Raw genomic sequence first — 17,261 nt, 5'->3', positions numbered from 1 at the left:
GGTGCGGCCCCGGCGGTCGGCGGTGGTGGGGGCGTGGTTGCGGTGGTGTCCGGGCTTGCTCCCGGTGGGGGCTGGTCGCGCAGTTCCCCGCGCCCCTGGGTGGGGGTGCGTCGCCGTTGGCGGTGAGGTGCGGCCGCGCGGTCGGGCACGGCGTGGGGGCGGGCGGGGATGGTCCGGGCTGGATCCGGTCGATTCCGGTGGCTGCCCCGAGAGGGGCCGGGGGCGCAGGGGGAGCCATGCGTCACGTGTGTCCCACCCGTGGTCCGCCGGAGGCAATTGCTGCGGGGGTCCGGGCGGTAACTTCGGTCAAGACGGTACCAATCACGGGCGGAGCCCCTACGCTTTTCCCACGGCGCCGGTGGGGACCGGCGCTCATCAGGGGGCGAGACGCACGGGGTTCGGCACCCGGGCCAGGGGCGGCGGTCCCGGGTCCGGGTGCCGGATCCCACGCGATGCCGCCCCGCCGCCACTGGGGGAGTGCCCTTTTACGGGAGTGGTGTCCGTGGGACGAATCCGCGTTCTCGTCGTCGATGACCATCGCATTTTTGCCGAGTCGCTTGCCGCCGCCCTCGCCGCGGAACCCGACGTCGACGTCTCGGCCGCCGGAAGCGGTCCCGCCGCCCAGCGCTGCCTGGACCGGGCGTCGGTGGACAACCGGCGCTACGACGTCCTGCTCGTCGACGCCGACCTCGGCTCCGGCCCGCGCCCGGCGGTGACGCTGACCGCGGTCCCGCCGCTGTCGGGCACCGAGCGCCGGCCGCCGGCCGAACCGCGCGACCCGGTGCTGGACGGGCTGGCGCTGGTGGAGCGGGTGCGCTCCGACTACCCGGGCACCCGTACCGTCGTGCTGGCCGAGCGGGACGACCCGGTACGGGCCGCTCGCGCGCTGCAGGCGGGTGCCTCCGGCTGGGTCGCCAAGGACTGTTCGCTGTCCCGGCTGCTGGCGGTGGTCCGCGGTGTGCTGCGCGACGAGACGCATCTGCCGCCGGCCCTGCTGACCGGGGTGCTGCGCGAGTTGACCGCGGCCCGCCGGCACCGTACCGAGAGCGAGCAGCTGGTGGAGTCGCTCACCCCGCGCGAGCAGGAGGTGCTGCGCTGCATGGTGGCGGGCCTGGGCCGCAAGGCGGTGGCCGAGCGGCTGTTCCTGTCGCCGCACACCGTCCGTACCCATATGCAGAACGTGCTGGGCAAGTTGGGCGTCCACTCCACGCTGGCCGCGGTGGCGCTGGCCCGCCGGGCCGGGGTGGGGCCGGTGGAACTGCTGCCGTCAGCCGGGGACGTTGTCGAACGGCGCGGTCAGCTGTCGTAGCAGCGAGGCCAGTTCGGTCCGCTGCCGGTCGGTCAGCTCGCCCAGGATCGCGCGCTCCTGGGCGAGCAGGCCGGCCAGTGCCTGGTCGGCGCGGTCCTGGCCTTCGGGGGTGAGCCGCACCAGCACCCCGCGCCGGTCGCTGGGGTCCGGCAGCCGCTCCACCAGCCCGCGCTTGGCCAGCCGGTCGATCCGGTTGGTCATGGTGCCGGAGGTGACCAGCGTCTGGGTGAGCAGTTGCCCGGGTGAGAGCTGGTAGGGCGGGCCGGTCCGCCGCAGCGAGGTCAGTACGTCGAACTCCCACGGCTCCAGGCGGTGCTCGGCGAACGCCAGCCGCCGGGCCCGGTCCAGGTGCCGCGCGAGCCTGGTGACCCGGCTGAGCACCTCGAGTGGTTCCACGTCGAGGTCGGGGCGCTCTCGGCGCCATGCAGCGACCAGCCGGTCGACCTCGTCCTCCATGGCGATCAGTGTAGTAGGTCTGTCGATATGAAGTCTCTTGACATCAAGAGATATGGCGGGGAACCTGGGCGGAGGCCCGGAGGACGCGGGGCGCGGTGTCGTCCTGTGCTCCGACGGCTCCGACCCACCCCAGGGAGTGCGCACGATGCAAGAGGTTCCGACGTGGGACCCCCAGCAGTACCTCCGGCACGCCACCCACCGCACCCGCCCGTTCGACGACCTGCTCGCGCGGATCACCGGCCTGCCCGGCGGTCGCGCGCCCCGGATCGCCGACATCGGCTGCGGGCCGGGCAATGTCACCGTACGGCTGGCCGACCGCTGGCCCGGCGCGCGGATCACCGGCTTCGACACCTCCCCGGAGATGCTGGACGCGGCGGCCGCCCACGCGGGACCCACGCCCGGCGGCGGCAGCCTCGACTTCGAGCGCGCCGACGCCGCCGACTGGACACCCGCGCGCGGCTACGACCTGATCGTCTCCAACGCCGCGCTCCAATGGGTGCCCGGACACGCCGAGCGCTTCCCCGTCTGGCTGGACGGCATCACCCCCGGCGGCACCCTGGCCTTCCAGGTCCCCGGCAACTTCGATGCCCCCAGCCACACGCTGCTCGCCGAACTGTGCGAGACACCGCGCTGGCGCGGACTGCTCGGCGGGCGCGCCCGGCGGGCCATGAGCGTGCTCAGCCCCGCCGCGTACCTGGAACGGCTGGTAGGACTCGGCTACGAGGCGGTGGACGTCTGGGAGACCACCTACGCGCAGCTGCTGACCGGCCCGGACCCGGTGCTGGAGTGGACCAGGGGCACCGCGCTGCGGCCGGTGCTGACCGCGCTGGACGGGGACGACGCGGCCGCCGCGGAGTTCGTCCGGCAGTACCGCGACCTGCTGCGCGAGGCATACCCGGCCGGGCCGCACGGTACGGTCTTCCCCTTCCGGCGGATCTTCGCGGTCGCCAGGACACCGGGGCAGCCGGCACCCTCGCGGCACCCCGAGGCCCGGCGGCAGCCGGAACGCCTCGATCACCCGGACGACACCCGAGCGGAAGGGACCACGGCATGATCGCCGCCGTCGACCATGTCCAGCTGGCCGCACCGGCCGGCAGCGAACCGCAGCTGCGGGCGTACTACACCGGCGTGCTCGGGATGGCCGAGCTGCGCAAGCCGCCGGTGCTCGCCGCCCGGGGCGGCTGCTGGTTCGGCGCGGGTTCCGTGGTGCTGCACCTCGGCATCGAGGAGGACTTCCGGCCGGCCCGCAAGGCCCACCCGGGCATCCGCGTCACCGGGATCCACGCGTTCGCCGAGCGGCTGCGGGCGGAGGGCGCCGCCGTGGTCTGGGACTACGACCTGCCCGGCCACGAACGCTTCTACTCGCAGGACCCGGTGGGCAACCGGCTGGAGTTCCTGGAGCCGCTGCCGATGAAGCCGGCGAAGCCGACGGGGGGCTGACCGGGTCCCGCGCGGCGGGGCGGGCCGGCCCGGTCACCCCGACAGGGTCAGGAACGCCCCGCCCAGCAGGGCCGCGCCGACGGCCGCCAGCCCCCAGGCGATGCGTGTGTTCCGCAGGCCGCCGGCCGCCACCACGGCCGCCAGCAGCAGACCGCCGCCGAACGGCACCCAGGCGAAGAGCAGCCCGCCGGGCCCGGACCTGATCGCGGTGTCGGTGCCCGGCTTCATCACCACGTTCACCTGGTCGCCCACGTGGTGGCGTACCGGGAGGCTCACGGTGACCTGATCGCGGGCCGTCGCCGTGCCCTTCGGGGCGAACGGCCCGGTGCACTCGTCCGAGGCGTCGCAGGCGGTCAGCGTCACCGCGCCCTGCTCCCGGCCCTTGGTGAGCACCACGTACTGGGCCGTCTGCCACGAGTCCCAGCCGGACGCCACCAGGATGAGCAGTGCCAGCGCCACGGCGGCCACCACCCGGGCGAACACTGCCAGACCCGAGGCCCCTTCAGAGCCGCCTTTCGCCATGCTGGCGATCTTTGGCCATGGCGTGCCATCCGGTCAACTCGGCTGCTCACAGGGCCGCGAGACGCCGCGACCCACCGCCCCGCCCGCGGCGCCCGTACCCCGCCGCGCACCAGCCGCTGACCCGCCGCCGGCCCGCCGCCGGCCAGTGGTCGGGCCATCGTCCGCCCGGGCCGCAGCAGTTGGCCCGCTAGCTGTTGTACGTGCTCTGCGCCCGCTCCAGGCCCTCGGCGGTCAGCGCCTCGACCGCGTCGGCGGCGCGGTCCACGAACCACTCCAGTTCCTTGCGCTCGGTCGACGAGAAATCCTTGAGCACGAAGGCCGCCACGTCCATCCGGCCCGGCGGCCGGCCGATCCCGGCCCGTACCCGCAGATAGTCCGGCCCCATCGCCTTGGTGATCGACTTCAGGCCGTTGTGCCCGTTGTCGCCGCCGCCCAGTTTCAGCCGCAGGGTGGCGAAGTCGATGTCCAGCTCGTCGTGCACCGCGATGATCCGCTCGGTGGGGACCTTGTAGAAGTCCTTCAGCGTGCTCACCGGCCCGCCGGACAGATTCATGAAGGTCATCGGCTTGGCCAGCACCACCCGTCGGCTGCCCGCCCCGATCGGGCCGAGCCGGCCCTCGACCACCTGCGCCTGCGCCTTCTGCGCCCGCTTGAACTTGCCGCCGATCCGCGCGGCGAGCAGGTCGGCCACCATGAAGCCGATGTTGTGCCGGTTCCCCGCGTACTCGGGCCCGGGGTTGCCCAGGCCCACGATCAGCCAGGGGTCTGCGTTGTCGCTCATCGACGTCTCCGTATCGAAGGAAGCACCGGGAAGAAAGGGAACCAGCGGCAGGACCGGTGGGAGGACTGGTAGGTGGACCCCCAGGAGGGCCCATAGAAGGATCAGGGGAAAGGAACGGCACACGCAGCCGCCGCCGCACCCCGGAGGGTACGGCGGCGGCCGGTTGCTGCGGGACACCCGCGCGGGGATCAGGCCTCGGCGTCGGCGGACTCGGCCGGAGCGGCGGCCTCGGTGCTCTCGCCGCCCTCCTCGGAGGTGTCCTCGGCCTCGGCCTGCGCCGAGACGACCTGGATGACCACGATGTCGTCGTCGATGGCCAGCGTGGTGCCCTTCGGCAGCTCGATGTCCTTGGCGAGGATGGCGGCACCGGCCTCCAGGCCCTCGACGGAGACGGTGACGCCCTCGGGGATGTGGGTGGCCTCGGTCTCGACCGGCAGGCTGTTGAGCAGGTGCTCCAGCAGGTTGCTGCCCGGGGCCAGCTCGCCCTCGACGTTGACCGGGACGTCGACGGTGACCTTCTCGCCGCGCTTCACGGACAGTAGGTCGACGTGCTCCAGGAAGCCCTTCAGCGGGTCGCGCTGCACGGCCTTGGGGATGACCAGCTCGGACGCGCCGTCGATGTCCAGGGCGATCAGGACGTTGGCGGTGCGCAGCGCGAGCAGCAGCTCGTGGCCCGGGACGGAGACGTGCTTGGGCTCGGCGCCGTGACCGTAGATGACGGCGGGAACCTGGTTGGCGCGGCGCACCCGGCGGGCGGCGCCCTTGCCGAATTCGGTGCGCAGCTGGGCGGCGATCTTGACCTCGGCCATGGTGGTCGGACTCCTCGTCAGGGGGAAGACGGTTGACGTCGCCCGACCCACGACGGGCCGTTCCACTTGCGAGGAGCGCGCCGATTACGGAGAACGGGCCGGAAACGAATCCGGGGCCTCCCTCGCCGAGCAACGCGGACAGCGTAACCGGCGGGACGGCCCCGGACGAAATCGATCAGCGGGACATGCGGGACATGCCGCTGCCCCGCGCGGTGCGCCCGCTCAGTGCGGGCTGTCGGCGTCCTCGAAGAGGCTGGTCACCGAGCCGTCCTCGAAGACCTCGCGGACGGCGTTGGCGATGGTCGGCGCCATCGACAGCACGGTCACCTTGTCGAGGTTGATCTGGCCGGGCGTCGGCAGCGTGTCGGTGAGGATGAACTCGCTGACCCGGGAGTTCTTCAGCCGGTCCGCGGCCGGCCCGGACAGCACCCCGTGGGTGGCGGTCACGATGACGTCCTCGGCGCCGTTGGCGAACAGCGCGTCGGCGGCGGCGCAGATCGTCCCCGCGGTGTCGATCATGTCGTCGACCAGGACGCAGACCCGGCCCTTCACATCACCGACCACCTCGTGGACCTTGACCTGATTGGCCACATCCGGGTCGCGGCGCTTGTGCACGATGGCCAGCGGCGCGCCGAGCCGGTCGCACCAGCGGTCGGCGACCCGGACCCGGCCGGCGTCGGGGGAGACGATGGTCAGCTTGGAGCGGTCCACCTTGCCGCCCACGTAGTCGGCCAGCACCGGCAGCGCGAACAGGTGGTCCACCGGGCCGTCGAAGAAGCCCTGGATCTGGTCGGTGTGCAGATCGACGGTCAAGATCCGGTCGGCGCCGGCGGTCTTGAACAGGTCGGCCATCAGCCGGGCCGAGATCGGCTCGCGGCCGCGGTGCTTCTTGTCCTGCCGGGCGTAGCCGTAGAACGGCACGATCACCGTGATGCTCCGGGCCGAGGCCCGCTTGAGCGCGTCGATCATGATCAGCTGTTCCATGATCCACTGGTTGATCGGGCTGGTGTGGCTCTGGATCAGGAAGCAGTCGGCGCCGCGGGCCGACTCCTCGAACCGCACGTAGATCTCGCCGTTGGCGAAGTCGAAAGCCTTGGTCGGCACCAGCTCGACCTCCAGCTGGTATGCCACCGCCTCCGCCAGATCGGGGTGGGCGCGGCCGGAGAAGAGCATCAGCTTCTTCTCACCGGTCGTCTTGATCCCGGTCACTGCACCGTCTCCTCGGAGTTCGACTGGTGTTCGACACAGCGTCGCCCGGGCATGGGCGAGGCGGCGGAATTGTGTGCACCCCACACGGTACGCCCCATCCGGGACACCTGTGCACCTCGGACAGGGCCGATGAGACGACCCTCACTCGCCCTGCGGGTCGCCTTGCTGCGCTGCGCGTTCGGCTGCCTGCGCAGCGGCACTGCCAGGGCGTTTGCGGGCCACCCAGCCGTCGATGTTGCGCTGCTGGCCGCGTGCGACGGCCAGCGAGCCGGCCGGCACGTCCTTGGTGATCACCGAGCCGGCGGCGGTGTAGGCACCGTCTCCGACCACGATCGGTGCGACGAACATGTTGTCGGACCCGGTCTTGCAGTAACTGCCGATCGTGGTGTGGTGCTTGGCCTCGCCGTCGTAGTTCACGAAGACGCTGGCGGCCCCGATGTTGGTGTACTCGCCGATGGTGGCGTCACCCACATAGCTCAGGTGCGGCACCTTGGTGCCCTCGCCGATGGCCGCGTTCTTCATCTCGACGTACGTGCCGGCCTTGGCTCTGGCGCCCAGCCGGGTGCCGGGCCGCAGGTACGCGAACGGGCCCACGGTCGCCTGCGCGCCGATCTCGGCCTGCTCCGCGACGGTGTTGGAGATCCGGGCGCCGGCGCCGACAGCGGTGTCGGTGAGCGTGCAGTTGGGGCCGACCTCGGCGCCCTCGGCGAGCGCGGTGGCGCCCAGCAGCTGGGTGTTGGGGTGCACCAGCACGTCGGGCGCGAAGGTGACGGTGACGTCCACCCAGGTCGAGGCCGGGTCCACCACGGTGGCGCCGTCCAGCATGGCCTGCTCGAGCAGCCGGTCGTTGAGCACCCGGCGGGCCTCGGCGAGCTGTACCCGGTTGTTGACCCCGGCGATCTCGCGGTGGTCGGCGGCGACGAACGCGCCCACCCGGTGGCCCGCTTCGCGCAGGATCGCCAGGGTGTCGGTCAGGTACTCCTCGCCCTGCGAGTTGTCGGTGGTGACCTTGCCCAGCGCCTCGGCCAGCAGCCGGGCGTCGTAGGCGTACACCCCGGAGTTGATCTCGGCGATGGCGCGCTGCGTGTCGGTGGCGTCCTTCTGCTCAACGATCGCGGTGACGTCACCGCCGGCGCCGCGGACGATGCGCCCGTAGCCGGCGGGGTCGGGCACCTGGGCGGTCAGCACGGTCATCGCGTTGCCGTCGCCCTCGTGTGCGGCCACCAGGGTGGTCAGCGTCCCGACGGTCAGCAGCGGCGTGTCGCCGTAGGTGACGACCACCGTGCCGTCCAGGGCGACGCCCTGCCGGCTCAGCTCGTCCAGACCGGTGCGGACCGCGTGCCCGGTGCCGTTCTGCTCGTGCTGCACCGCGGTCAGGGCGCGCGGGTCGAGGGCGGACAGGTGCTCGGCGACCCGCTCCCGGGCGTGGCCGACGACCACCACCAGGTGCTCGGGCTCCAGTGCGCGGGAGGCGGCCACCACGTGGCCGACCAGGGAACGGCCGCACAGGGTGTGCAGCACCTTCGGGGTCGCCGACTTCATGCGGGTGCCCTCACCGGCGGCGAGGATGACGACGGCAGCCGGGCGGTTGGGGCTCACGGGGGAGACTCCTCGGCTTCGGGTGTTGGACACCCGCAGGATACCGACGGGTCCGACCATGGATACGTTCTGCTCCGCCGCCAGGACTCGAACCCGGACTTAAGGCACCAAAAGCCCCAGTGCTGCCGATTACACCACGGCGGATCAACTCGACTCTTCCGACCTGTGGTCGGGCCTGCCGGTCTGCTCGCCACCATCATGCCGTACGACCCCCCGTGCCCGCGACGGTGATCCGCCCCGATCCGCAACCGCTCGCGCGGGGAATCCGCGTCCGCTCGCGCGTGGGGTCGGTCCCCGCGGGAAGGCGGTCGGGGGAGGCCGGCGAAAGGCGTCAAGGGAATCGTTACGCCGAGTGGTCCTGTTGCCCCGGCGGGCGCCGCTGCAATACTTACGGAGCCGTAGGTTACGGGCGTAACCGACACGGCCGGCCGCCAACCGCCTCGACAGCCCCCAGACACTCACCCATGTCGCCGACTCAAGGGACAGCCATGACCACTCAGACGGACGTGATCACCGAGTCCCGGGAACCCGGGCCCTCAGGACAGGAGCCACAGCCCCTCGCCACCCTCGGCGGCGAGAAGAAGCGCTCGATCGAGCAGATCGCGCTGCTGCTCTTCATCTGCGTCCCCTTTGTGGCGCTGGCCGCCGCGGTGCCCCTGGCCTGGGGACACGGACTCAGCTGGCTCAACGTCGGGCTGATGGTGGGCATGTACTTCCTGGGCTGCCACGGCATCACCATCGGCTTCCACCGCTACTTCACGCACGGCTCCTTCAAGGCCAACCGCCCGCTGCGGGTGGCGCTGGCGATCGCCGGCTCGATGGCGGTCGAGGGCCCGATCGTGCGCTGGGTCGCCGACCACCGCAGGCACCACAAGTTCAGCGACGCCGAGGGCGACCCGCACAGCCCCTGGCGCTACGGCGAGACCCTCCCGGCGCTGATGAAGGGCCTGTGGTGGGCCCACATGGGCTGGCTCTTCGACGAGGAGCAGACCTCGCAGCAGAAGTACGCGCCGGACCTGATCAAGGACAACGACATCCGCCGTGTCTCGCGGGACTTCTGGCTCTACACCGCGATCTCGCTGCTGCTGCCCGCGCTGATCGGCGGCCTGGCCACCATGTCGTGGTACGGCGCGTTCACCGCGTTCTTCTGGGGGTCCCTCGTTCGAGTGGCTTTGCTGCACCACGTCACGTGGTCCATCAACTCCATCTGCCACGCGGTCGGCAAGCGCCCGTTCAAGTCCCGGGACCGCTCGGGCAACGTCTGGTGGCTGGCCGTGCTGTCCTGCGGCGAGTCGTGGCACAACCTCCACCACGCCGACCCGACCTCCGCCCGGCACGGCGTGCTGCGCGGCCAGGTCGACTCCAGCGCCCGCGTGATCCGCTGGTTCGAGCTGGCCGGCTGGGCGACCGATGTGCGCTGGCCCACCGCCGAGCGGATCGCCGCCCGCCGCACCGAGGACGTCAGGGAGCCGGTCAAGGAAGCGGCATGATGAGCCGGTGAGCGACCGAGGCGGCAGCGGCGACGGGGAAGACGGCGCGGCGGGTCCGGTCGATCCGGTCGATCCGGTCGGCCCCACCGGCCCGGCCCGCACCGCCGGCCCCACCGCGCGACGCGCGCGGCGGGTCCGGATGACCGGCAAGGAGCGCCGCGAGCAACTCCTGTCCATCGGCCGTGCCCTGTTCGCCGAACGCGGCTTCGAGGGCACGTCCGTGGAGGAGATCGCCCACCAGGCGGGCGTGTCCAAACCGGTGGTCTACGAGCACTTCGGCGGCAAGGAAGGCCTCTACGCGGTCGTCGTGGACCGCGAGATGCAGCGGCTGCTCGACATGGTGACCGGGGCGCTCACCGGCGGGCACCCCCGCGAGCTCCTGGAACAGGCGGCGTTCGCGCTGCTCGACTACATCGAGCAGTCCACCGACGGCTTCCGCATCCTGGTCCGGGACTCGCCGGTGGCCCAGTCCACCGGCACCTTCGCCTCGCTGATCAGCGACATCGCCACCCAGGTCGAGGACATCCTCGGCCACGAGTTCAAGCAGCGCGGCTTCGACCCGAAACTGGCCCCGCTCTACGCCCAGGCCCTGGTCGGTATGGTCGCCCTCACCGGCCAGTGGTGGCTGGACGCCCGGCGCCCGGAGAAGGCGGAGGTCGCCGCCCACCTGGTGAACCTCTCCTGGAACGGCCTGTCGGGCCTCGAACCCAGGCCGCGGCTGATCGGCCACCGCAAGAGCTGACCGGCACCTGGCAGGCCCCGAACGGGGAGCCCCGCGCCGCACGCCCCACCGGCCCCGCACCTGACAGGTGCGGGGCCGGTGTGCGGTGCTGGGCGGCCGGCGAGGGGAGGCCCCGCGCCGGATCCGCCCGGCTCAGCCGGTGTTGCGCAGGCCGGCCGCCACGCCGTTGACCGTGAGCAGCAGCGCCCTGGCCAGCAGCGGGTCCGGCTCCTCACCGCGCGTGGCGGCCGCCCGCTGCCGCGCCAGCAGCGTCACCTGCAGGTAGGAGATCGGGTCCATGTACTGGTCGCGGATCCGGAAGGTGCGGGCCAGCGCCGGGCTCGCCGCCAGCAGTTCGCTCTCCCCGGTGATCCGCAGCACCTCGCGCACCGTCAGCTCGTGCTCGGCCTCGATCGTCGCGAACACGTGCTTCAGCTCCTCGGGCACCAGTGTCTCCACGTAGTGCCGCGCGATCCGCAGATCCGTCTTGGCCAGCGTCATCTCGACGTTGGACAGGAAGTTGCGGAAGAAGTGCCATTGCCCGAACGCCTCGTCGATGACGGTGTCCAGACCCGCCTCGCGGGCCGCCTTCAGACCCGAGCCGACGCCGAACCAGCCGGGCACGATCTGCCGGGACTGCGTCCAGCCGAACACCCACGGGATGGCCCGCAGTCCGTCCAGGCCCGCGCCGGAATCGGGGCGGCGCGACGGCCGCGAGCCCAGGTGCAGCTCGGCCAGCTGGTCGACCGGCGTCGAGGCGAAGAAGTACGCCGGCAGGTCCGGGTCCTCCACCAGCTCCCGGTAGGCGGAGTGCGCCGCCTCCGACACCAAGTCCATCGCCGCGTCCCAGCGGGCCAGCATCTCGTCGGACTGCCGGGGCGAGGTGTGCAGCGCGGACGCCTGGAGGGTGGCGGCGACCGTCAGTTCCAGGTTCTCCCGGGCGAGCGAGGGGATCAGGTACTTGTCGGAGATGACCTCGCCCTGCTCGGTCACCTTGATCTCGCCCTCCAGCGTGCCCCACGGCTGGGCCAGGATCGCGGTGTGCGAAGGACCGCCGCCGCGTCCCACCGTGCCGCCGCGGCCGTGGAACAGCCGCAGCCGCACCCCGTGCCGGTGCGCCACGTCACGCAGCCGCCGCTGGGCCCGGTGGATCTCCCACTGCGAGGTGGTGATGCCGCCGAACTTGGAGGAGTCGCTGTAACCGAGCATGACCTCCTGCACGTCCCCGCGCAGCGACACCAGCCGCCGGTAGGACGGGTCGGACAGCATCTCGTCCAGCAGCTTGTCCGCGATCTTCAGCTCGTCGGTGGTCTCCAGCAGCGGCACGATACCGATCTTGGCGACGCCGGCGTGCAGATCGATCAGCCCGGCCTCCCGGGCCAGTACCGCCGCCGCGAACACATCGTCCGAGCCCAGGCACATGGAGATGATGTACGACTCCATCACCTCGGGTCCGAACCGCTCGAACGCCTCGCGGACGGTGTGGAACACCCCGAGCGTCTTGGCGCCCGCCTCGTCCAGCGGCGCCGGCGTCGGGGCCAGCGGGCGGCGCGAGCGCAGCTCCTTGGCCAGCAGCTTGCGCCGGTAGTCGCGCGGCATGTCGGCGTACCGCCAGGACTCCTCGCCCAGCCGGTCGAAGAGCTGGCCCAGCGCGTGGTGGTGCGCCTCGGCGTGCTCGCGGACGTCCATCGTGGCCAGCTGCAGGCCGAACGCGGACAGGGTGCGGATGGTCCGGTCCATCCGCCCGTCGGCGATCAGGCCGCCGCGGTGGGCGCGCAGCGAGTCCTGGATGAGCTGCAGGTCGCCGAGCAGCCCGGCGGTGCCCAGGTAGTCGCGGCCGGGGACGTGCGGAGTGCCGCCGGCCAGGCGGTCCCTGGTGTTGATCAGCTTCTGCCGGACGCAGGTGGCCTTGAGCCGGTAAGGCTCCTCGGCGTTCAGCCGCTTGTAGCGCGGGCTGATCTCCGGCAGGGCCACCAGGTCGTTGGACAGCGAGTCCAGCAGCTCCTGGCTGGCGCCGGAGTTGCGGATGGAGTTGGACAGCGCGCCGCGCAGCAGGTCCACCAGGGCCAGCGCGTCGGTGATGCCGTGCTCGTGCTGGAGGATCAGCACGTCCCAGGTGACCTGCGGGGTGACGTTCGGGTTGCCGTCCCGGTCGCCGCCGATCCAGGTGCCGAAGGTCAGCGGCCTGGTCTGCGCGGGCAGCGGCACCCCGACCCGCTCCAGCTCGGCCGCCAGGTCCTCCAGGACGTCGCCGACCGCGCCGGCATGCAGCTCGTCCAGGTAGTAGATGGCGTTGCGGGCCTCGTCGGCCGGCTCGGGGCGCACCACCCGCAGCTCGTCGGTCTGCCACAGCAGGTCGATGTTCTCCGCGAGCCGCAGATCGGCCCGGCGCTTGTCGCCGTTGCCGCCGCCGTTGTGCCCGGCCTCCAGCAGCTCGGCGATGCGCCGCAGCTTGTTCAGCACCGAGCGGCGGGCCGCCTCGGTGGGGTGGGCGGTGAACACCGGACGCACGTTGAGATTCCGGACCGTCTCGCGGACGTGCTCGGGGTCGCCGTCCTTGAGCAGGTCGGCGGTCTGGGCGAGCAGGCCCCCCTCCAGGGCGCGGCGCTCGCGCAGCTCGCGTCCCCGGTGCACCTGCTCGGTGACGTTGGCCAGATGGAAGTAGGTGGAGAACGCGCGGACCAGCTTGGCCGCGGTCTCCAGATCGGTCTGTCCGAGCAGGGCGGCGGCGGCCTCGCCGTCGCTGCGGGTCAAGGCGCGTACCTTCTCCACGAGGTCGAGGAGTTCCTGGCCCTCCTGCCTCACCAGGGTGCCGCCCAGCAGTTCACCCAGGCGTCGGATATCGGCTCGCAGGGTGGTGCTGCTGTCCGGGGCGGTGTCGGCGCTGCTCACAGGTGCGGCTCCTTGTGCAGTGGGATGGACGGGGAATTCGGAGTACACGCCCTGCGCACATACCTGACGTACGTACCCGGGACGTTTTCGGTGTACTCGCGGACCGCGCTGTCCGACCGCTCCAGGATAGGTGGCGCTTGTCACGGTGAGACGGGCCGCCCACCTGACGGACGCCGAAGGGCCCGGTGCGATCCATGGGGCACCGCCTAGGCTGGACGCCATGAGTACGACGGGGGCGCACGTACACGATGAAGGGGCCGGGGGACCGCCCCGGCCCGGCTGGTGGTGGTGGACGAGACGGCGCGGTTTCCTGCTGGACGCGACGCTGGCGGCGGTGTCGGCGGTGGAGTGCGCCTTCGAGGGCGGGGTCTTCGCCGAGAAGACCGGGATCATGCCGGGCGCGGGGGCGCTGCTCGGCATCGTGGTCGGGTCGGTGCTGCTGCTGCGCCGGCGCTGGCCGGTGGCGGTGGTGCTGGTCGGGGTCGCGGTCTCGCCGGCCCAGATGGCCTTCCTGCTGTCGCTGGTCGGCCTGTACACGCTGGCCGCCTCGGAGGTGCCGCGCCGGATCACCGCGGCGCTGGCCGGCATGAACGGCGTGGGCACCATGCTGGTCGCCTTCCTCAACTTCGAGGACAGCCTGCGCGACTCCGGCTCCAGCTCGATGTCGGTGCCGCTGACGCTGATCGTCTCGGCGCTGATGGCGCTCGGCCTGACCGCCCCGCCGGTGCTGCTCGGCCTGTACGTCCGGGCCCGGCGCCGACTGGTGGAGAGCCTGCGGGAGCGGGCCGACGGGCTGGAACGCGAACTGGAACTGCTCGCCGAGAAGGCGCTGGAACGCGCCGAGCGGGCCCGGTCCGACGAGCGCACCCGGATCGCCCGCGAGATGCACGACGTGGTGGCCCACCGGGTGAGCCTGATGGTGGTGCACGCCGCCGCGCTCAAGGCGGTGGCCCTCAAGGACCCGCAGCAGGCGTCGGCGAGTGCGGAACTGCTCGGCGACATGGGCCGGCAGGCGCTCACCGAACTGCGCCAGATGCTGGGCGTGCTGCGCACGGCGTCCGAGGTGGTGGCGCCGCGGGCTCCGCTGCCGCTCGGTACGGCCGACCGGCCGGAGGCGGCAGCGGCTGCCGACAGGGGCGGGGGTGCCGATCCGGCCGGCGCTGCTGACACGGCTGGCGGTGCCGAGGCGGCCGGCGGCGCCGAGGCGGGCGAGGGGCCGTGCCTGGCGGAGCTGGCCGCCCTGGTGGAGGAGTCGCAGGCGGCCGGGATGGGCGTCGAGCTGACGGTCGAGGGCGAGTCGAGGCCGTGCGAGCCGCGGGTCGAGGCGACGGTGTACCGGGTCGTCCAGGAGGCCCTGACCAATGTGCACAAGCACGCGGGCGGCGCCAAGACGCATGTCCGGCTGGCCTACCGCGAGACGGAGATCGCGGTCCTGGTCACCAACGGCCCCTCGGACGGCACCGCCGCCACCCCGCTGCCCAGCGGCGGCCACGGCCTGCTCGGCATGCGGGAACGGGTCACCTCCCACGGCGGCGGCTTCGCGGCGGGCCCGACCGCGGAGGGCGGCTTCCGCGTCTCGGCCATGGTGCCGGCACCGGCGATGTGACGGCGGGGGCGTGGCCCGGTGGGTTCCGCGGGGCGCGGGGCTCGGCAGCGCAGGCGGGCTCAGGCGGGCTCGGCCGGGGGCGGGGGCTCCTGGTCCTCGGGCAGCACGCGGCCGGTGAGGGCCGCGAGCGTGGAGCGGATATGGGCCAGGTGCGCCCGGATGTCGTCGCGGTGCTGTTCGTGCTCGCGCAGCGTCCGTTCGGCCTCCCGCCGCAGCCGCTCCTCCTGCGCCCGCGCCTGGGCGAGGAGCGCCGAGGAGTGGGCCTCGGCGTCCGCCTGCTGGGCGCGCAGCGCCTCCTCCGCGTCGGTCCGCTCACGGTGGGCGTCCGCCAGTCGCGCTTCGGCGTCGGCGAGCAGCGCCGCCAGCCGGCTGTCCACTCCGGCGTCCCGCTCGGCCAGTTCGTGCTCCATCGCGTCGAGCCGCTCGCGCCGCGACCGCTCGGCGTCGGCGTGGCCGCGGTCCGCGTCGCCCCGGATCGCGTCCAGCGCGGCGCCGGCCTCGCCGCGCAGCGCCTCCGCCTCCGCGCGGGCCTGGCCCAGGATCTCCGCGGCCACGCCGCACGCCTCGTCCAGCACCCGCTGGGCGTCGTCCTCGGCGGCCACCAGCCGGGCGGACGCGGCCGCCCGGGCCTCGTCCTGCAAGGTGCGGCGGGCGGTGTCGGCGGCGTCGCGCGCGTACTGCGCCTCGGCCTCGGCGCGGTCCCGCACCGCCGCCGCCTCCCTTCCACCAGGCGCAGCAACTCCTGCGCCCCGGGCCCGAGTACGTCGAAGGTGGCGGCCGTCAGCGCGGCGACCTGATCGCGCAGCTCGGCGCACTCCGCGTCCATCTCATTGGCCAGTACGGTCAGCCGCGCGGCCCGCTCCCAGGCCGCGTCCCGGTCCTCGGACAGCTCGTCGAGGAAACGGTCCACCTGGTCCGGCCGGTAACCGCGGCTCCGCACGGTGTCGAACTGCCCGGGTGCCGCTGTCGATGCGGTCGTATCACTACTCATGGCCACTGCCTCTCGCCCTCGCCGTCGGGCTGATCCGTGGTGCCCATTTTTCGCTTAAGTCTGAATTGTACGAGTGCCGACACTCCGAGGGGTCTCCTACCCCGGAAACCCGGACGGGCCGGGTGGAAGGCATACCTTCCACCCGGCCCGCACCGAACGGCCGCCGGATCCCTGCCGGATCGCTGCCGGATCCCTCCCAGATCCCTCCCGGATCCCTCCCGAATGTCTGCCGAATCTCGGCCGGATCGCTCCGGGGACGACTACAGCAGGCCGTCCCACATCTGCTCGATCAGCACCGACCACCAGGTGTCCGGCGAGGCGATCGCCGCCGGGTCCTGCGCCGCCAACTGCGCCTGGAAATCGACCGTCCACCGGCCGGCCTGCTCCGGGGTCAGCCCGGTCCGCAGCCGCCACATCCGGCCCAGCAGCGCGAGGCAGCGGGCGAATTCGGGCAGGCTGGAGTTGACGAACTGGGGCGGCGCCGACGACCCGTCCGGCTCGGCCTCCAGCGGCACGGCCACGATGTGCGCGGTGCCGTACTGCACGCACAGCTGCCGTCCGAAGTCATTGCCCATCACCAGGTACGAGCCCGCGTCCGGACCCGGCCGCACCCCGCGCTGCGCCGCGAGTTCGGCGAGGGTCGGCACCGGCTGGCCGGGCTGGACCTGGGCCCAGAAGAAGGGGCCGAAGTCGACCGGCAGCCCGGACCACACCAGGGTCTGGGCCACGATGTCCGGCACACCCTGCCGGGCGACCGCGCGCTGGTCGAAGCGGACCACGCCCTGCGGGCCGAACGCGCCCGTCAGCTCCCGCCCGATCACCTCCAGGCCGACCGGCGGCACCCTCGGCACCGCGTGCGGATCCGGCATCGGCACCCGCTGCGGCTGCGGGCGCGCGGGGGCTCCCGCGACCTGGTGCAACTCGCCCTGGTGGGTGAGCAGATGCTGGACGCCCTGCCGACGGCCCGCGTGGTCGCGGCCGTAGGGGGCGGTGTGGCTGATCCGCACCTGCGGCCAGGTCTCGCGGATCATCCGGGCGCAGTAGCCGCCCGGCAGCTCGCAGGACGCCAACTCGGTGTGCAGTTCCAGCACCTGCTCCGGCCGCACGCCCAGCGACCGCAGCTCGTGCAGGATCTGCCACTCGGGGTGCGGCGTGCCCGGCGCGGACCGCCGGATCACCTGCTGCTCGCTGCCGTCCCGGCCCCGGTAGCGCAGCACCGCCATGTAGCCCGGCCCGACGGTCGGCACCGACGCGGCCGGCGGCGGGTAGCCGTAAGCGGGTGGCGGCGGCACGTCGGCTCCCGGTGGCTGGAGCGGGCCGGCGGGGCGGGCGAGCATGGTGGCGGCGTAGTGCGGGTCGTTTCCCCGGGGTGGGGGCGGTGTCCCGGCGCCGGGCGGCGGTGGCGGAAGCGGTGGCGGGGACGCGTAACCCGCCGA

At 72.8% G+C, this 17,261-nt stretch carries 15 protein-coding genes, 1 tRNA gene and 1 pseudogene; 6 read left to right on the top strand and 11 right to left on the bottom strand.

All coding sequences use genetic code 11. The features are described from left to right. The first annotated feature begins 502 nt into the window (after positions 1–502). The gene (locus GA0115240_RS12630) at positions 503–1,309 is read left to right on the top strand and encodes a response regulator transcription factor (RefSeq protein ID WP_093736777.1); all 807 of its coding nucleotides are present in this window, start codon (positions 503–505) and stop codon (positions 1,307–1,309) included. Here GA0115240_RS12630 and GA0115240_RS12625 read toward each other — a convergent pair. Beyond that, positions 1,268–1,765, bottom strand: a complete 498-nt coding sequence (locus tag GA0115240_RS12625; protein WP_093736774.1) for a MarR family winged helix-turn-helix transcriptional regulator — start codon at positions 1,763–1,765, stop codon at positions 1,268–1,270. The genes GA0115240_RS12630 and GA0115240_RS12625 overlap by 42 nt on opposite strands. Positions 1,766–1,910: 145 nt before the next feature. Between GA0115240_RS12625 and GA0115240_RS12620 the strand changes: the two genes are divergently transcribed. Beyond that, entirely contained in the window at positions 1,911–2,819 is a 909-nt protein-coding gene (locus GA0115240_RS12620; protein ID WP_093736773.1) for a trans-aconitate 2-methyltransferase, read from the top strand. Further along, positions 2,816–3,205 (top strand): VOC family protein, encoded by a 390-nt coding sequence (locus GA0115240_RS12615; RefSeq protein WP_093736772.1) that lies wholly within the window; start codon positions 2,816–2,818, stop codon positions 3,203–3,205. The genes GA0115240_RS12620 and GA0115240_RS12615 overlap by 4 nt, the downstream gene beginning before the upstream one ends. A gap of 33 nt (positions 3,206–3,238) precedes the next feature. On the opposite strand, the gene GA0115240_RS12610 is transcribed toward GA0115240_RS12615, so the two are convergent. The 6 genes from GA0115240_RS12610 to GA0115240_RS12585 form a co-directional block, all read right to left on the bottom strand. Continuing rightward, positions 3,239–3,727 carry a hypothetical protein gene (locus GA0115240_RS12610; RefSeq protein ID WP_237554828.1) on the bottom strand — a complete coding sequence of 163 codons (489 nt, stop codon included), beginning with the start codon at positions 3,725–3,727 and terminating at the stop codon, positions 3,239–3,241. Between the two features lie 187 nt (positions 3,728–3,914). Beyond that, positions 3,915–4,508: an aminoacyl-tRNA hydrolase gene (gene pth, locus GA0115240_RS12605; RefSeq protein ID WP_093736771.1), complete on the bottom strand. Its 594-nt coding sequence runs from the start codon at positions 4,506–4,508 to the stop codon at positions 3,915–3,917. Positions 4,509–4,696: 188 nt separating this feature from the next. After that, the gene (locus tag GA0115240_RS12600; RefSeq protein ID WP_093736770.1) at positions 4,697–5,317 is read right to left on the bottom strand and encodes a 50S ribosomal protein L25/general stress protein Ctc; all 621 of its coding nucleotides are present in this window, start codon (positions 5,315–5,317) and stop codon (positions 4,697–4,699) included. Between the two features lie 222 nt (positions 5,318–5,539). Further along, positions 5,540–6,526, bottom strand: coding sequence for a ribose-phosphate diphosphokinase (locus tag GA0115240_RS12595; protein WP_093736769.1), 987 nt, complete (start codon positions 6,524–6,526; stop codon positions 5,540–5,542). A gap of 141 nt (positions 6,527–6,667) precedes the next feature. Next, the gene (glmU, locus tag GA0115240_RS12590; protein WP_093736768.1) at positions 6,668–8,125 is read right to left on the bottom strand and encodes a bifunctional UDP-N-acetylglucosamine diphosphorylase/glucosamine-1-phosphate N-acetyltransferase GlmU; all 1,458 of its coding nucleotides are present in this window, start codon (positions 8,123–8,125) and stop codon (positions 6,668–6,670) included. A gap of 72 nt (positions 8,126–8,197) precedes the next feature. After that, positions 8,198–8,269 (bottom strand) — tRNA-Gln (locus tag GA0115240_RS12585). Positions 8,270–8,613: 344 nt separating this feature from the next. Between GA0115240_RS12585 and GA0115240_RS12580 the strand changes: the two genes are divergently transcribed. After that, positions 8,614–9,615, top strand: a complete 1,002-nt coding sequence (locus GA0115240_RS12580; RefSeq protein WP_093736767.1) for an acyl-CoA desaturase — start codon at positions 8,614–8,616, stop codon at positions 9,613–9,615. Between the two features lie 139 nt (positions 9,616–9,754). Next, positions 9,755–10,357, top strand: a complete 603-nt coding sequence (locus tag GA0115240_RS12575) for a TetR family transcriptional regulator (RefSeq protein ID WP_093736775.1) — start codon at positions 9,755–9,757, stop codon at positions 10,355–10,357. 132 nt (positions 10,358–10,489) lie between these two features. Here GA0115240_RS12575 and ppc read toward each other — a convergent pair whose 3' ends face one another. Beyond that, positions 10,490–13,228 (bottom strand): phosphoenolpyruvate carboxylase, encoded by a 2,739-nt coding sequence (ppc, locus tag GA0115240_RS12570; protein ID WP_093736766.1) that lies wholly within the window; start codon positions 13,226–13,228, stop codon positions 10,490–10,492. A 220-nt stretch (positions 13,229–13,448) separates the two neighbouring features. Here ppc and GA0115240_RS12565 point away from each other — a divergent pair, with 220 nt between their 5' ends. After that, positions 13,449–14,834 (top strand): sensor histidine kinase, encoded by a 1,386-nt coding sequence (locus GA0115240_RS12565; protein WP_093736765.1) that lies wholly within the window; start codon positions 13,449–13,451, stop codon positions 14,832–14,834. 59 nt (positions 14,835–14,893) lie between these two features. Here GA0115240_RS12565 and GA0115240_RS12560 read toward each other — a convergent pair whose 3' ends face one another. From GA0115240_RS12560 to GA0115240_RS12550, 3 genes and pseudogenes are all read right to left on the bottom strand, one after another. Next, positions 14,894–15,541 carry a hypothetical protein gene (locus GA0115240_RS12560; protein WP_093736764.1) on the bottom strand — a complete coding sequence of 216 codons (648 nt, stop codon included), beginning with the start codon at positions 15,539–15,541 and terminating at the stop codon, positions 14,894–14,896. A 179-nt stretch (positions 15,542–15,720) separates the two neighbouring features. After that, positions 15,721–15,825: pseudogene (locus GA0115240_RS39200) on the bottom strand (DivIVA domain-containing protein); the annotation flags it as partial. Between the two features lie 260 nt (positions 15,826–16,085). Continuing rightward, the coding region (locus tag GA0115240_RS12550; RefSeq protein WP_176725054.1) for an SUKH-4 family immunity protein at positions 16,086–17,261 on the bottom strand (1,176 nt) is incomplete at its 5' end.

This window comes from Streptomyces sp. DvalAA-14 (assembly GCF_900091855.1).
Lineage (GTDB): Bacteria > Actinomycetota > Actinomycetes > Streptomycetales > Streptomycetaceae > Actinacidiphila.
The sequence above is the reverse complement of the archived record's forward strand: the minus strand, read 5'-3'. Positions and strand labels throughout refer to the sequence as shown.

What these genes read in the sequence shown, in the direction of transcription:
- GA0115240_RS12575 (WP_093736775.1), top strand. Translation starts at nt 9,755, where the DNA reads ATGACCGGCAAGGAGCGCCGCGAGCAACTCCTGTCCATCGGCCGTGCC.
- GA0115240_RS12580 (WP_093736767.1), top strand. Translation starts at nt 8,614, where the DNA reads ATGACCACTCAGACGGACGTGATCACCGAGTCCCGGGAACCCGGGCCC.
- pth (WP_093736771.1), bottom strand. Translation starts at nt 4,508, where the DNA reads ATGAGCGACAACGCAGACCCCTGGCTGATCGTGGGCCTGGGCAACCCC.
- GA0115240_RS12610 (WP_237554828.1), bottom strand. Translation starts at nt 3,727, where the DNA reads ATGGCGAAAGGCGGCTCTGAAGGGGCCTCGGGTCTGGCAGTGTTCGCC.
- GA0115240_RS12565 (WP_093736765.1), top strand. Translation starts at nt 13,449, where the DNA reads ATGAGTACGACGGGGGCGCACGTACACGATGAAGGGGCCGGGGGACCG.
- GA0115240_RS12625 (WP_093736774.1), bottom strand. Translation starts at nt 1,765, where the DNA reads ATGGAGGACGAGGTCGACCGGCTGGTCGCTGCATGGCGCCGAGAGCGC.
- GA0115240_RS12615 (WP_093736772.1), top strand. Translation starts at nt 2,816, where the DNA reads ATGATCGCCGCCGTCGACCATGTCCAGCTGGCCGCACCGGCCGGCAGC.
- GA0115240_RS12600 (WP_093736770.1), bottom strand. Translation starts at nt 5,317, where the DNA reads ATGGCCGAGGTCAAGATCGCCGCCCAGCTGCGCACCGAATTCGGCAAG.
- GA0115240_RS12620 (WP_093736773.1), top strand. Translation starts at nt 1,911, where the DNA reads ATGCAAGAGGTTCCGACGTGGGACCCCCAGCAGTACCTCCGGCACGCC.